This window comes from Streptomyces sp. F63 (assembly GCF_018070345.1).
In the GTDB taxonomy this organism is placed as follows: Bacteria; Actinomycetota; Actinomycetes; order Streptomycetales; family Streptomycetaceae; genus Streptomyces.
Map to the genome: position 1 here is coordinate 76,561 of NZ_JAGPXX010000021.1, position 15,028 is coordinate 91,588.

General features: G+C 76.1%; 9 protein-coding genes and 1 pseudogene. 4 read left to right on the forward strand and 6 right to left on the reverse strand.

The window, feature by feature from the left end; translation table 11 throughout:
- Complete coding sequence (locus KBZ10_RS20380; RefSeq protein WP_210989109.1) at positions 1–834, reverse strand: (2Fe-2S)-binding protein; 834 nt, start codon at positions 832–834, stop codon at positions 1–3.
- Positions 835–1,294: 460 nt separating this feature from the next.
- Between KBZ10_RS20380 and KBZ10_RS20385 the strand changes: the two genes are divergently transcribed.
- Complete coding sequence (locus tag KBZ10_RS20385; RefSeq protein ID WP_374223382.1) at positions 1,295–1,945, forward strand: GntR family transcriptional regulator; 651 nt, start codon at positions 1,295–1,297, stop codon at positions 1,943–1,945.
- Positions 1,946–2,581: 636 nt separating this feature from the next.
- On the opposite strand, the pseudogene KBZ10_RS20390 reads toward KBZ10_RS20385, so the two are convergent.
- The 3 genes and pseudogenes from KBZ10_RS20390 to KBZ10_RS29630 form a co-directional block, all read right to left on the reverse strand.
- Positions 2,582–3,391 (reverse strand): annotated as a pseudogene (locus KBZ10_RS20390) (hypothetical protein); the annotation flags it as partial.
- A gap of 521 nt (positions 3,392–3,912) precedes the next feature.
- Positions 3,913–5,691 carry a PucR family transcriptional regulator ligand-binding domain-containing protein gene (locus KBZ10_RS20395; protein WP_210989111.1) on the reverse strand — a complete coding sequence of 593 codons (1,779 nt, stop codon included), beginning with the start codon at positions 5,689–5,691 and terminating at the stop codon, positions 3,913–3,915.
- Between the two features lie 231 nt (positions 5,692–5,922).
- Positions 5,923–7,005, reverse strand: coding sequence for a LuxR C-terminal-related transcriptional regulator (locus tag KBZ10_RS29630; RefSeq protein ID WP_307847525.1), 1,083 nt, complete (start codon positions 7,003–7,005; stop codon positions 5,923–5,925).
- Positions 7,006–7,118: 113 nt separating this feature from the next.
- On the opposite strand from KBZ10_RS29630, the gene KBZ10_RS20405 reads away from it, so the two are divergent.
- The 3 genes from KBZ10_RS20405 (at position 7,119) to KBZ10_RS20415 (ending at position 12,775) form a co-directional block, all read left to right on the forward strand.
- Positions 7,119–8,867 carry an AMP-binding protein gene (locus KBZ10_RS20405; RefSeq protein WP_210989112.1) on the forward strand — a complete coding sequence of 583 codons (1,749 nt, stop codon included), beginning with the start codon at positions 7,119–7,121 and terminating at the stop codon, positions 8,865–8,867.
- Positions 8,864–10,609 (forward strand): AMP-binding protein, encoded by a 1,746-nt coding sequence (locus KBZ10_RS20410; RefSeq protein ID WP_210989113.1) that lies wholly within the window; start codon positions 8,864–8,866, stop codon positions 10,607–10,609. Before KBZ10_RS20405 ends, KBZ10_RS20410 begins: the two co-directional genes overlap by 4 nt.
- 174 nt (positions 10,610–10,783) lie before the next feature.
- Complete coding sequence (locus KBZ10_RS20415) at positions 10,784–12,775, forward strand: glycoside hydrolase family 9 protein (protein ID WP_210989114.1); 1,992 nt, start codon at positions 10,784–10,786, stop codon at positions 12,773–12,775.
- A gap of 25 nt (positions 12,776–12,800) precedes the next feature.
- Here KBZ10_RS20415 and KBZ10_RS20420 read toward each other — a convergent pair whose 3' ends face one another.
- Both KBZ10_RS20420 and KBZ10_RS20425 read right to left on the reverse strand, forming a co-directional pair.
- Positions 12,801–13,517 (reverse strand): hypothetical protein, encoded by a 717-nt coding sequence (locus KBZ10_RS20420; RefSeq protein WP_210989115.1) that lies wholly within the window; start codon positions 13,515–13,517, stop codon positions 12,801–12,803.
- A 267-nt stretch (positions 13,518–13,784) separates the two neighbouring features.
- The gene (locus KBZ10_RS20425) at positions 13,785–14,711 is read right to left on the reverse strand and encodes an ABC transporter ATP-binding protein (RefSeq protein ID WP_210989116.1); all 927 of its coding nucleotides are present in this window, start codon (positions 14,709–14,711) and stop codon (positions 13,785–13,787) included.
- Positions 14,712–15,028 lie beyond the last annotated feature (317 nt).

The window sequence follows — 15,028 nt, forward strand, 5'->3', positions numbered from 1 at the left end:
TCAGGCGCCGCTGAGCCGTGCCACGCGCTCCGCGTCGCAGGTGCGCGGGCAGGTGACGCAGGTGTCCTCCGGCCGCAGGGTGTAGAACATGCAGCAGCTCGCCCGGTCGCGGGTGGACAGGGCCTCCCCGGCGGGCCCGGTCAGCTCGCGGAAGGACGGAGCGCCGACGAACGGCTTCGTGGCGCCGGGCAGCAGCGCCTCCAGCTCCGTGATCGCCCGGCGTTCCTCACCGAGCAGGTGGCCGGTGTACCAGAGGCTTTCGACGATCTCGTCGGTGGCCATGCCCCACATGGCGCGCGGCCCGCGCCGCATCCGGGGGCGGAAGCCCTCCAGCACCGGTTCCAGATGCTCGGCGAGCGCCCCGCGCACCTCGGCCCGCAGCGCGTCCTCGCCGCTGACCACCCGGGCACCCGGCAGTCCGGCCGCCGGATCGTCCGGGAGGCACGCGAACTCCCGGATCCGCGCGGTCCACCGGCCCTGTCCGCGATGGAACGACACCTCACCGGGCGTCAGTCGCGGCACGCGGCGCAGCAGGAACCACGGAACCGTGACGAGCAGGCACGCCGACCAGGCGTAGCGGTGCAGTGCGAAACCGGCGGTCACATCCGGCCGGGCCGGCCGCCCGTAGTTGCGGATGATCTCCGCTTCTTCGGCGGCCAGACAGGCGTCGAGGGCCGGGCCGCCCGACGCCAGCTCGCGGGCGGTGACCCAGCCACCGCCCGAGCGCGGAGCGCCCTCCAGCAGCCGCACGGTGGGGAGCGCCTCGGCGAGCCGGGCGTAGGCCCCCGCCACGGGGTGGTGCGAGAGGGCCGGGACGGCCGGTGCCACGGACATGCGGGGACCACCAACTCAACGCGATCGTTTGCAGGTAAGCCTTACCTTACCCGACGTCCCGGATCTTTGACGCGCCGACTGGTCCGCCTATCGTTCCGGGGAACCACTGGAGGACCCGATGGAGCAGTCACGCGCCGCAGCGGCCGGGGGGAGCGGAGCAGCCGGGCAGGGCGCGGGAGCGCCACGGCCGGGAGGCTCCCCGCCGGTGGGGGAAGCCCGTCCCGGCGAGGCGGTACGCGAGGGGCACGGGCCCGGCTCGTACGGCGCCCGGGCACGGGGCGGACAGCGGCCGGGCCCACCCGGGCGGGCGCCCCGCGGCCGGGGAGAGCCCGGCCCGCGGGAGACCGGGCCGGGGGGAGACGGCGGGGAAGGGCACCCGGGGAGCGACCACGCGCGGGACGGGCACGCCCACGGCACGGGCGAGCAGCCGGACGGGGCGGCGCGGACCCCCGCCCGGCCGGTGCCGCGCAGACCTCCCGCCCGCCACTCCGTGCGCGGCCAGATCCTGGACGCGCTCCGTGCCGCGCTGGTCGGCGGGGACCTCCTGCCCGGCGAGGTGTACTCGGCGCCGGCCCTCGCCGCGCGGTTCGGGGTCTCCCCGACCCCCGTGCGGGAGGCGATGCAGCGGCTCACCACGGAGGGCGCCGTGGAGGTCGTCCCCAACCGGGGATTCCGGGTGGCCCGCCGCAGCGAGCGCGACCTCGCCGAACTGGCCGAGGTGCGCGCCCTGCTGGAAGTGCCGGTGATACTCCGCCTGGCGCGCACCCGTCCGCCCGGCAGCTGGGAGGAGCTGCGCCCGCTCGCCGCGGCCGGTGTGGCGGCGGCCGCCCGGGGCGACCGGGTCGGTTACACCGAGGCGGACCGCGCCTTCCACCACGCGCTGCTCGCCCTCTCGGGAAACCGCCAGCTCGCCGTGATCGGCGACGAGCTGTACCGGCGGAGCCAGACACCGGCCGGCCGCGGCGGGGCGCCCGTGAGCGCGGACCTCCTGGCGGCCGCGGCCGAGCACGACGCCCTGCTGGACGCTCTGGCCGCCGGCGACGCGGCGGTCGTCGAGCAGCTCGTCCGCGGGCACTTCACCGGCGCCCGGCCACATCCCCATCCCCGCTGAATCCCCGCGGCCCGGACGCCCGGTACCCGGACCCCCCCGGTTCGCCCCCTGTTGTCCCCACGGGCGTCCTGCCGGGGCCCCGTGGGGCCGTGGCCTGCCTCCGCGTCCCGTCGGGCGGGTGAGCCGACGAGGCGAGATGAGACGTGGAGTTCCGGGTCCGGGTTCCGGATGCGTGGCAGATCCGTCGCGGAGCACGGCGAGCAGGACGCTCGGAACGCCTTTGCGGGGCGGGGCGGGCGAGGCGGAGGCGGGTCCGGGCACGGGGGTGCCCGGGGTCAGGTGTGTGCCGCGTTGACGCACGGCCGGCGCGGGGCGGGTTCCGGGCCGGGTCCGAGACGGGGAAGCTCGCGGTGCTTTCCGCGGGTCCGGACCCGTGCGCGCCTTCGGCGGTGCCGGCGGGCCGGATCCGGTCCCGGCCCGCCGCGGGCCGGGGCGGAGTCAGTCGGGGCGGGGAAGGCCGCGGGGCGCGGCGGCCGCGGGGGGCGCTGCCGCCGTCGCGGCTGCCGGTGCGGTGGCTTCGCCGGCCGTCCTGACGGCCGTGCCGTCCACCGCATCCGCGGACGGCGCCGCGTTCCCGTCCGCGGCGCCGTCCGCGGTCCGAGCCGCTGCGGCCGTGGCGGCTTCCGCCGCTTCCGCCGCTTCCGCCGCGCCGTCGGCGGCGGGCCGCAGCCGGTCCGCCAGCCAGGACGGGACGTCGCCCAGCAGCCGCACCAGCCGCAGGGCCTCCGCCCGCAGCCGCGACGCCTCGGGCTCCGGCTCGACATCGGCCAGCGCCGACAGGGCCGGGGCGATGCCGATCAGGTAGCCGAGCTCCTCGCGGATGCGCAGCGACTCCGTGAACCCGCGCCGGGCCTCCGCCCGGTTGCCCTCCTGCTCCGCCGCCGAGGCCAGATGCCGCCAGGTGAACGAGAGCAGCAGCGCGTCGCCGAGCGCCGAGGCGCCCGCGTGCGCGCGGGCGAACGCGGCCTGCGCGCCGCGCGGGTCCCCGGCCAGGTGCTGGGCGACGAGGCCGCGCCGGAAGTCGAGCAGCGGGCGGTTCGGGGAGCCGGGCGGGAGGAGAGCGGCGGCGCGGCCGAGCGCCGAGCGGGCCTCGTCGGCGCGGTCCCGTACCCCGAAGAGGGTGGAGGCGTAGGCCAGATGGCCGCGCTCGCAGGCGGCGCCGCCCCGTTCCTCGTCGCCCGCGGCCAGGGCCTCGGCGGCGCGGAGGGCGTCGTCGGCCTCCTCCCAGCCCGTGGCCGTGAACAGGCACCGTTCCACCAGGATGGTGGTGCGTCCGAGAGCGGCGGCGGAATCCGTGACGGCCGAGGGGGCGAGCAGCGCGGCGGCGTCCTCCCAGCAGCCGCGGGAGCGGAGCCGCCACACGGCGCTCTGGAGCGGGTCCTCCCAGGGGACCGGTCCCACAGCGGTGTTCTTCGGTCCAGAACGTGACATGGCGGTATCCGCCACATTCCCTCCCCATGCGCGCCGTCGAGCCCGGAAAGCCGTGGGCGAATCTCAGCACGAATCACGGTGCCCAGCCAAGGGGTTGGGTGAACGGATTCACAAAGCCCGCGAGAGTGCTGTGACCCAGGTCACGCGCAGGATAGCGGGCTTCGGGAGGGCCCCGGCGCGCGGGGGGCCGGGGCCGTGTCGCCGCCTCGGCGGCACCGCTCGCGGCGGTCCGTGCCCCACCGGCCGGCTGCCGTCCGCCCCGCGAACCGGTCGGGAGGAGGCCGGCCCTCCGGGGCGGGCCCGTCCGCGCCGCCCGCCCCGCACGAAAGGAGCGGGGGATACCGTTCGGCGGGCCCGTCGGCGAACGCGGCTGTCCCGGCCGGTGTGGTGCCCTGGTGTCCGGCCGGACACCGCGCGTACGCCCGCGCCCGGCCCGCGCCCGGTTCCGGCCCGTCCGCCGGGACGGAACGTGACGGGCCGGGCCCGGAGGCGCGGCACGGGCGGCCTCCGCGCCGCGTGCGGTCCCGCCGCCCGGGTCAGCTCATCCGCAGGGCCAGGAAGAAGTCGAGCTTGTCCTCCAGGCGGGACAGGTCCCGGCCCGTCAACTGCTCGATGCGGCCGACCCGGTACCGCAGGGTGTTGACGTGGAGGTGGAGCCGGGCCGCGCAGCGGGTCCAGGAGCCGTCGCTGTCGAGGAAGGCGTCCAGGGTGGGGACCAGTTCCGCCCGGTGCCGGCGGTCGTAGTCCCGCAGCGGCTCCAGCAGGCGCGTGGTGAACGCGCGCCGCACGTCGTCCGGCACGAACGGGAGCAGCAGGACGTGCGAGGCCAGCTCCTGGTGTCCGGCGGCGCACACCCGGCCCGGCCGGGCCGCGGCCACCCGGCGGGCGTGCCGGGCCTCCTCCAGGGCGCCGCGCAGCCCCTCGGGGGTGAGCACCACCGCGCTGACGCCCAGCGTGAGCCGTCCGCCGCCCGCCTCCAGTCCGCGCCGCAGCGGTTCGCGCGCCGCCCCCAGCAGGTCTTCCGCCCGGATGCCTCCGCCGTCCGGGCCTCCGCCGTCCGGGCCTCCGCCGTCCGGGCCGGTGCCGTCCGGGCCTCCGCCGTCCGGGCGGGCCACCGCGGGCAGCGGTATCAGCGCGACGGCCTCGTCGCCGTCGCAGGCCACGGCGCTGCGGTCGGCCGGGTCCGGGCAGCCCGCGCGGGGGTCGAGGAGGATCTCCTCCAGCAGCGCCCGCGCCGCGGGCCCGCCGGCCCCGTCTCCGGCGGCGTCCTCCACCGGTCCGGCGCCGTCCCGTTCGAGCCGGGCGGACACGATCTGCCAGTGCGGCGCGCCGCCCGGTCCGGGAAGCAGCACGGGCGCGGCGGCCCGCAGCCGGGACGCGACCTCGGCGGGTGGCGCGCCGTCCCGCAGCAGCTCCAGTACCTCCTGCGCCAGCCGCCGCCCGACGGCCCGGGCGGCGTCCCGGCGGCCGCGCTCGGCGGCGATCAGCTGGGTGACGCCGTGCAGCAGGTCGAGCCGCTCGGCGGGCCAGTCCTCCGCGTCGGCCTCGACGGCCAGCAGCCAGTCGGAGAGCACGGCCGCGGGCGCGTCGCCGGTTTCCCGGGCCGAGGCGGGGCCGGTGGCGCGGACGGGGAAGAGCGAGTGGACGGAGCCGGAGGTGGTGAAACGGTGCGGGGCCGGCCGCCCTGCCGCCTCCGCGGCCAGGTGCTCGCCCGCGAGCGCGGAGCACAGCTCCGGGGCCGGCCGCTGCCCGCCCGTGTCCGGTCCGGCACCGGTTCCGGGCCCCGGCCCGGCGATGAGCCGGCCGGTGGGGGAGAGCACCCAGGCGCGCAGGTCCAGATCGCTGCCGAGCAGACCGAGGACCACCTCCGGGCCCCGGCCCGAAGGTCCGGCCGTCATCATCCTGCGGTGCCGGTCGACGACGGCGGCCAGATCGCCGGCCCGCTCGCCGGAGACCCGGCGCACCACGTGCTCCGTGATGGTGGCGAACGCCACCTTCTCGTCCACCGCGAAGAGCGGCAGCCGGTGCCGCTCGCAGGCCGCCACCAGGTCGTCCGGGACGGCACGCAGCTCGGCCTCGCCCGCGGCCAGGCCCGCGGCGCCGGCCTCGGCGAGAATCCGTGTGAACCGTTCCGAGTCCTCGGGCCCGTGGTGCCAGGCCAGGCCGCTGAGCACCAGTTCGCCGCCCGACAGATAGCGGCCGGGGTCGCGCAGGTCGGTCGTCATGACTCCGCGCACGGTGCGGTCCAGCTCCGCCTCGCCGCCGAGCAGGCGCAGGCCCAGGTTGTCGTTCTCCAGCAGTGCGCGGAGCCGCATGCTCGCCCGCCGATCGTCGCGAGTGGGTGCAGGGGACGGTGTGGGGGAGAGGCGGGAGGACCGGTGGGAGCCGTGCCGGTGCCCGGGACCCGCCTTTTGTTCGAATCTACAAGAAGGGCCCCCCGGCCAGCCAATCGTGCCCGGGCACCCGCCCCGGCCGGGCCGTCCGCGTTCTCCCGGCAGCCCCGTGCGCGGTCGTCCCTCACGGACCCGGTGCTCGGGCGGGAGGTCTCAGGGCAGCAGCCCCGCCCGCCGCGCGGCCACGACGGCCTCCAGCCGGCTGTGCGCCCCCAGCCTCCGCATCGCCGACCGCAGATACGCCTTCACCGTCTCCGGCCGCACCCCCAGCCGCTGCGCCGCGTCGGCGTTGGTCGCCCCCGCCGCCACACACGCCAGGACGTCCAGTTCGCGCGGTGCCAGCCCCGGACCGCCCGGGGCCTGGTGACGCTCCGCCCAGGGCTCCGCCGAACCGGCCTCGGCCAGCCGCTCGCAGACCGCCAGCACCTCCTCCCGCAGCTCCGGATCCGCCACCCGCGGCGCCAGGGCGCGCAGCCGGGCATGCGCCTCACGCACCCTCTCCCACGCCGCCCCCGGCATCGCCCCGCCCCGCGTGCCCCGGTCACCGGGATCGCCCGCGGCGAGGGCCGGGGCGCCGGGAGCACGGGAGGCCCCGGGAACCGCGACGGCTCCCATGCCGCCGGGCCCGCCCGGCATCCCGCCCGGCGCCCTCACTCCGTCCGGCGCCCCGCTCGCCCCGCCGGCCACCCCCGCCGTCCCGCCCGCGAAGGCCCCCGCCGCCCCGGCCCGCCCCTCCGCCAGCAGCCGCTGTGCCTCGTCGCGCACCGCGAGGGTCCGCTCCAGCTCCCGCGCGGCGCCCATCGCGGCGTGCAGGGTGCGGTCACCCAGCGGCACCGGCCGCCGCAGGGCCCCGTAGAGCACGCCCCGCACCTGCCGCCCCACGATCACCGGAACCGCGAGCACCGCGCGCAGACCCTCGGCCGTGACGGCGCCGTCGTACTCGTGGCTGATGGTCCGCGAGGCGGGGTAGTCGGTCACCGTCACCGGCCGGGACAGCGCCAGGGCCTTGCCGCCCAGGCCGTTGCCGGTCGTCACCGACAGGCCCGCCAGGGACCCGGTGGCCGCGCCGCTGAGCTCGCCGATGCGCAGCCGCGTGGGGTCCACCAGCAGCCCGCCGAAGGCCACGGGCAGCCCGCTGGCCCGCCGCAGGCGCAGCAGCGCCGCCCTGACCTCGGCAGTCGCGCCCGGCGTACGCGGCCCGTCCGCCCGCGCGCCCCCGTGCTCCCGTTCGGCCACGGTCAACTCCCCTCCCCCGTACGCATATACCGCCGTCACCCCCGTCCGGGGGTAGTGAGACGCAGGTCACTGCCTCAAGATGCTACTCAGCCGCACCACCACGAGGAGGACAGATGACGGGAAGCGGAACCACGGCGTCGGCCCGTGCCGGTGAGCCGGCCGGCGCCACGGAGGAGTTCCGCCGGGCCCGGGACTTCCTCCTGCGGCACCGGGAGGACTACGACGCCGCCCGCGCCGGGTTCCGCTGGCCGCGCCCGGCCCGCTTCAACTGGGCCCTGGACTGGTTCGACCGGATTGCCGAGGGCAACGACCGCACCGCGCTGCACATCATCGAGGAGGACGGCCGCGAGAGCCGCAGTTCCTTCGCGGAGCTCTCCGCCCGCTCCGGCCGGGTGGCCAACTGGCTTCGCGCCCAGGGGGTGCGGGCGGGCGACCGGATCGTTGTCATGCTGGGCAACCAGACGGAGCTGTGGGAGACGGCGCTCGCCGCGATGAAGCTGCGCGCCGTCGTCATCCCGGCGACCCCGCTGCTCGGCCCGGCCGACCTCGCGGACCGCGTCGCCCGCGGCCGGGCGGGGCACGTCGTCGTCCGGGCCGGCGACACCGCCAAGTTCGCCGGCGTCCCCGGCGGCTACACCCGGATCGCCGTCTCCGGCACCGGGCCGGACGCCTCCGGCCCGCCGCCCGGCTGGCTCCCGTACGAGGAGGCCGCCGGTTTCCCGGAGGTCTTCGCGCCGGACGGCCCCACCGCCGCGGACGACCCGCTGCTGCTGTACTTCACCTCCGGCACCACGGCCCGGCCCAAACTCGTCGAGCACACCCATCTGTCGTATCCGGTCGGCCACTTGGCCACCATGTACTGGATCGGGCTGCGGCCCGGCGACGCCCACCTGAACATCTCCTCGCCCGGCTGGGCCAAACACGCCTGGAGCAGCTTCTTCGCGCCGTGGAACGCCGAGGCCACCGTCGTCGTGCACAACTACACCCGCTTCGACGCGGCCCGGCTCATGCAGCACATGGACCGCCTCGGCGTCACCGGCTTCTGCGCGCCGCCCACCGTCTGGCGGATGCTCGTCCAGGCCGACCTGACCCGCCTGGCCACCCCGCCGCGCGAGGTGGTCGCCGCGGGGGAGCCGCTCAACCCGGAGGTCATCGAACGGGTCCGGCAGGACTGGGGGGTGACGATCCGGGACGGCTTCGGCCAGACGGAGACCGCCGTCCAGATCGCCAACAGCCCCGGCCAGCCCGTCAGACCCGGCTCCATGGGCCGCCCGATGCCCGGCTTCGCCATCGACCTGCTCGACCCGGCCACCGGGAAGCCCGGCGACGAGGGCGAGGTGTGCGTCCGCCTCACCGGCGCGGACGGCGAACGTCCCGTCGGCCTCATGACGGGCTACCACGGCGACGAGGCCCGCACCGCCGAGGTGATGGCCGGCGGCCACTACCACACGGGGGACCTCGCCTCCCGCGACGCCGACGGCTACCTCACCTACGTCGGCCGCGACGACGACGTCTTCAAGTCCTCCGACTACAAGATCTCGCCCTTCGAGTTGGAGAGCGCGCTGCTGGAGCACGAGGCCGTCGCCGAGGCCGCCGTCGTCCCCGCGCCCGATCCGCTGCGGCTGTCCGTGCCCAAGGCGTACGTCGTCCTGGCCGAGGGCTGGACGGCCGGGCCGGAGACGGCCCGGGAGCTTTTCGCCCATTCCCGGCGGAACTTGGCACCCTACAAACGGGTACGCCTGATCGAGTTCGCCGAACTGCCGAAAACGGTCTCGGGCAAGATCCGCCGTATTGAGCTGAGACGGCGTACTGCAGAGGGAAACGCCGGCACCACCGCATACCGCGAGGGGGACCACACATGAGTAAGCGCTCCGCCGTCTCCGACGACGGCGCCCCGGAGGGCACCGGAACCGCCCCGGAGGGCACCGGCACCGTACCGGCGGCCACCGAACTCTCCTACGCCGCCGGCACCGCGGACGGGCCGCTGCTCGGCGATACCATCGGCGCGAACCTCGACCGGGCGATCGCCGCCCACCCCGACCGGGAGGCGCTGGTCGACGTCCCGTCCGGCCGCCGCTGGACCTACGCCGAGTTCGGCGCGGCCGTCGACGAGGTGGCGCTCGGCCTGCTCGCCAAGGGTGTCCTCAAGGGCGACCGGGTCGGCATCTGGGCGGTCAACTGCCCCGAGTGGGTCCTCGTGCAGTACGCCACCGCCCGCATCGGCGCCATCATGGTCAACATCAACCCGGCCTACCGCGTGCACGAACTGGCGTATGTGCTCAAGCAGGCCGGGATCGGCGTGATGGTCTCCTCCGTCGAGCACAAGACGAGCGACTACCGGCGCATGGTCGAGCAGGTCCGCGCCCACGCTCCCGCCCTGCGCGATGTCGTCTACATCGAGGACTCCACCTGGCAGGGACTCATCCGGGCCGGGCAGGGCGTGCCGCGCGAGCGCCTGGCGGCCCGTGCCGCCGAACTCAGCTGCGACGATCCCATCAACATCCAGTACACCTCGGGCACCACCGGTTTCCCCAAGGGCGCCACCCTCTCCCACCACAACATCCTCAACAACGGCTTCTGGGTGGGCGAACTGATCCACTACACCGAGCAGGACCGCATCTGCCTGCCGGTGCCCTTCTACCACTGCTTCGGCATGGTCATGGGCAATCTGGCGGCCACCAGCCACGGCGCCTGCATCGTCATCCCGTCCCGCTCCTTCGACCCCGCCGCCACCCTCGAAGCGGTCGCCGCCGAACGCTGCACCTCCCTCTACGGGGTGCCGACGATGTTCATCGCCGAACTCGGCCTGCCCGGCTTCGAGGACCACGACCTCTCCTCGCTGCGCACCGGGATCATGGCCGGCTCGCCCTGCCCGGTGGAGGTGATGAAGCGGGTCGCCGGCGAGATGAACATGGCGGAGGTGTCGATCTGCTACGGCATGACCGAGACCTCGCCCGTCTCCACCCAGACCCGGCGCGAGGACGACCTGGAGCGCCGCGTCGGCACCGTCGGCCGGGTACTGCCGCACCTGGAGGTGAAGATCACCGATCCCGCCACCGGCCTCACCGTGCCGCGCGGCACCGCGGGCGAACTGTGCACCCGCGGCTACTCGGTGATGCTCGGCTACTGGGAGGAGCCCGAGCGCACCGCGGAGGTCATCGACCACGCCCGCTGGATGCACACCGGCGACCTGGCGGTGATGGGGGAGGACGGCTACGTCCGGATCGTCGGGCGCATCAAGGACATGATCATCCGCGGGGGTGAGAACGTCTACCCGCGCGAGATCGAGGAGTTCCTCTACAGCCACCCCAAGATCGCCGATGTGCAGGTGGTCGGGGTGCCGGACGAGACGTACGGCGAGGAGATCCTCGCCTGCGTCATCCTCCGCGACCCGGCGAACCCGCTGACGCGCGACGAACTCGCCCGCTACTGCCGCGGCCGGCTCGCGCACTTCAAGGTCCCCCGCCATCTGCGGATCATGGAGTCGTTCCCCACCACCGTCAGCGGCAAGGTGCGCAAGGTCGAACTGCGCGAGGGCTTCACGGCCCAGGCCCGCACCCCGCAGCAGTCGCGCTCCCCGGAACGCGCCCGGGCGGCGACGTGACCGGCGGCGACGTGACCGGCGGCGGGGGGACCGGCCGGCCGCGGTGACGGCCGGCCCGGGCCGCCTTCTGCACTCGCAGGGGTGAACACCCCTGGCGAACGGGCGAGTCCGGTGGACCCGCCTGCGGCGATGACGGTAGCGAAGCCCCGTCATCGTCGACCGAAGGGTACCCCCATGCCGGCCAACCGACCCCGCCCGCCCCGGCGGCCGCACGCGACAGCGGCGGCCGCCCTGGCCGCCGGGCTGCTGCTCGCCGCCCTCGCTCCCCAGACCGCCGAGGGCGGCCCGCCGCCCGCGCGGGCGGCGGACGGCGGGGACGCCCGGAGCGGAGGCAGCGACAGCAGCGACAGCGGGGACAGCAGGGACAGCAGCGACAGCGGGCCCGGAAATCGCGGTGCCGGGGACAGCGGCACACCGCAGAGCGGCGGCGACGAGGCGACCGGGGAACGGGCCGGAAGCGCCGGGGTCCGCGTCAACCAGATCGGCTATCTCACCGGGGCCGGCAAGGTGGCCACCGTCGTCAGCACCGCCCGGGAACCGGTCGCCTGGCGGCTGCGGAACCACCCGTCCGGCACGGTCGCGGCATCCGGCCGCACCCGCGTGCACGGCCACGACAAGGCCTCCGGCGACCATCTGCACCACGCCGACTTCTCCCGGCACCGCGTCCCCGGCCGCTACGTGCTGGAGGCCGGCGGTGCGGGCCGCAGCGTCCCCTTCTCCGTACGGGACCGCGCGCTGTACCCGGCGCTCGCCCGCGACGCCATGGGCTACTTCACCTTCCACCGCATGGGCACCCCCGTCGGGGCCCGCCACCTCCAGTACCCCGCGCACGCCCACGAGGCCCTCCACCCCGGCGACGCCTCCGTGCCCTGCTACCGCCGGTGGTGCGGCACACAGCGGCTGGACGTCCGCGGCTCCTGGGCGGACGCCGGCGACTTCGGCGTCTACCCGGTCAACCACGCCCTCGCCGCCTGGACCCTCCTCAACCTCCACGAACGGGACCCCGGCGCCCTCCCCGACGGATCGCTCGCCATCCCCGAACGCTCCAACGGCCGCCCCGACATCGTGGACGAGACCGCCTACGGCTCCCGCTTCATGCCCGGCATGCTGCCCCGTGAGGGTCTCGCCTCGCACAAGGTCCACAACCACGCGTGGAGCGGCTTCCCGCCCGAGTCCGTGGCCGCCGAGAACGCCATGAAGCGCTCCGCCATGCCGCCCTCCACCAACGCCACCTACGCCGTCGCCCGCACCACCGCCCACCTCTCCCGCGTCCTCGCCCCGTACGACCCGCGGCGTGCCGCCGCACTGTGGCGCACCGCCGAGGACGCCTGGTCCCGTGCCGAGGCCCGCCCCGACACGGACTACACCGCCGAGGTGAAGGACGCCGAGGGCGGCGGCGACTACGAGGACCGCGGCAACAGCGACGACCGCTACGCGGCCGCGGCCGAGCTCTACCTCACCGGGCACCGGCGCGCCGATGCCTCAACCGCCGCCTACCGCAAGGCGGTCACCGGCTCCCGCCACTACGGGGAGATCACCCGCCGCTTCTCCTGGGCGCGGACCGCCACCACCGGCACCCTCTCCCTGCTGGCCGCCGGCAACGACCTGCCCGCGGCCGACCGGGACCGGATGGTGCGGCGGCTGCGCGCCGAAGGGGACCGGATCCTGACCGTCCTCGGCAAGGAGGGCTACCCGGCCCCCCTCTCCGGGGAGCGGAAGTACCCGTGGGGCTCCAACTCCGCCGTCGTCAACCGCATCCTGCTGCTGGGCACCGCCCACGACCTGACCGGCGACCGGCGCCATCTGCGCGGTGCGCACCGGGCCATGGACTACCTCCTGGGCGACAACGCCCTGCAGCTGTCCTACATCACCGGCTACGGCGAGCGCAGCGAGACCGACCTCCACGACCGCTGGGCCTGGGGCCGCTACCCGGGCACCCCGTTCCCGCGGGGCTGGCTGGCCGGCGGGCCCAACAACACTCTCGTCAACGACAAGGCCACTCCCAAGGGCCGCCCCGCCGCCAAGTCCTACGCGGGCCCCGGCACGGCGCCCGGTGCCTGGAGTTCCAAGGAGAACGCCGTCAACTGGAACGCGCCCCTGGTCTGGGCCGCCGCCTTCGTCGACCGCACGGCCGGAGAGCTCACCGGCGGGAACCGGCCCGGCTGAGCCGGCCGGGCCCGCCGGCCCGGCCTCAGGCGCCCATCCGGATCAGGTCGTCCGCCGCGTCGTTCACGGGCTGCGGTGTGCCCGTCAGATCCATGACGAACAGCGGCACCAGTAACTCGTCGGCGCGGCTGCGGGCGTCGTGGGCATACCCGGCCAGCGAGAAGAACACCCCGACCGCCGAGGCGTTGAGGCCGTTCAGCCAGAGGCACTCGACCTCGCGCAGCGCGGACGGCCGGGTGGTCGGGTCGACCTGGGCGACGACCCCGGCGCCGCGCAGGTCCACACCGCTGCCGGGCCGGTCGTCACAGGCGAGGACATCGCGGAAGCCGAGCCAGCGCAGGTACTTGGCGGCGGCGTTGACCGCGTCCCGGCCGGTGCGGATCGTCACCGGCCGGAACGCGGGCCGCGGCACCGCCGAGGTGGGGGCGGGCCGCCCGTGCGGATCCGCGAGAGCCTCCGTGACGGCCGGGGAGGCGCTGGTGAGCGGCGCGACGGGCAGCCGCAGCAGCAGACCGCAGGGGCAGCCCAGTTCGGGGCACGGCCACTGGCTGCGGCGCCCGCAGGCGTCGCAGCGCACCGTGACCCAGGTCTCCTCCCAGGTGTGGTGCTCGACCCGCACGGGAGGTCCGCCGCGCAGGATCCGCGGCGTCAGCGGGGCACCGCAGGCGCAGGGGTAGGTGGTCGGGGTGTACGAGTGCTCGCGGCGGCACGAGGGGCAGCGCACCGGCACGCTCTCCGCCATGTTCGGGCTCCAGCAGGGGCGTAGGGGTGGTTCGGTCACCATGGTCCCCGACGACCGGCCGCCGCGGGAGGGAAACGGAAGAGGTCCGTGTGCCCGATCCCTGCGTCCGGGTGGCGGGGTGCGGGCGCCGCCGGATTCCCCGGGCTTCCGCCGGGGCCGCCGCCGGCCCGCCTCGAAAAGGCCCGACAGCGCCGGGCAGGTGCCGGGCAGGCGCCGGACAGGGCCGGACAGGGCCGGGCAGCGCCGGGCAGCGCCGGGCAGGGCCGGCTAGCAGGCCCTGCCCGCCGGTTCCGACCGCCCTGCCGGCGGCACGGGGCCGCGCCGCCGGGCCGCCGGCACCACCAGTGGTGTGCCGGTCTCGGGATCGTCGATGACCCGGCAGGGGAGGCCGAACACCTCCTCCACCAGGTCCGCCGTCACGATCTCCGCGGGCGGCCCGGAGGCGACGATCCGTCCCTCGCGCATGGCGATGAGGTGGGTGGCGTACCGGGCGGCGTGATTGAGGTCGTGGAGGACGGCGACCAGGGTGCGGCCCTCCTCCTCGTGGAGGCGGGCGCACAGGTTCAGGATCTCGATCTGGTGGGCGAGGTCCAGGAAGGTCGTCGGCTCGTCCAGGAGCAGCAGCGGTGTCTGCTGCGCCAGGGCCATGGCGATCCACACCCGCTGGCGCTGCCCGCCGGAGAGTTCGTCCACGGTGCGGTCGGCGAGATCGGACACCCCCGTGGCGGCCATCGACTCGGCGACGACCCGCTCGTCCTCCGAGGACCACTGGCGCAGCAGCCCCTGGTGCGGGTAGCGGCCGCGGGAGACGAGTTCGGAGACGCCGATGCCGTCCGGGGCGATCGAGGACTGCGGCAGCAGCCCGAGGGTGCGCGCCACCTGCTTCGCGGGGGTCGCGGAGATGTCCCGGCCGTCGAGCAGCACACTGCCGGCCGCCGGTTTGAGCATCCGGGACAGTGCGCGCAGCAGAGTGGACTTGCCGCAGGCGTTGGGGCCGATGATGACGGTGAACGAGCGGTCGGGGATCGCGACGGTCAGATCCCCGGCGACGGTCCGCCGGTCGTAGGCGAGCGTCAGCCCGGCGCCGCGCAGCCGGCTCGCCGGCACCCCGGCCGGGGCGGACTGCCCGTCGTGTGCGGCCCGGTCCGTGGGCTCCGTCCGCCGTGCCTGTCCCGTCTGCCGTGCCGGTTCCATCCGCCGCACGCGCTCCGCCCGTTCCGCATGCTCCGCCCGGCCCGGCCGGTCGGCCGGACCGCTGTCACCGGCCCCGCCGTTCCCGGCCCGCCCGGTGTCCCGGGCCCCGCCGGCGGGTTCCGTTCCCGGTCGCTGCCGCTGTCCCGGCGCCATGTGCTCTGCTCCGTCCTCGCTGTGGTCTTCGCCGCCGCCCGCCCGGGCCCCTGCTGCGCCGCCCGTCCCTGCTGCGCCGCCGTGGCCGGCCTGGTGGCCGCCGCTCCGTTCTCCGGCCGGCCCCGTCGTGCGGTCGGGGCCGGTTGCCGCGGGCGGGGCGATGG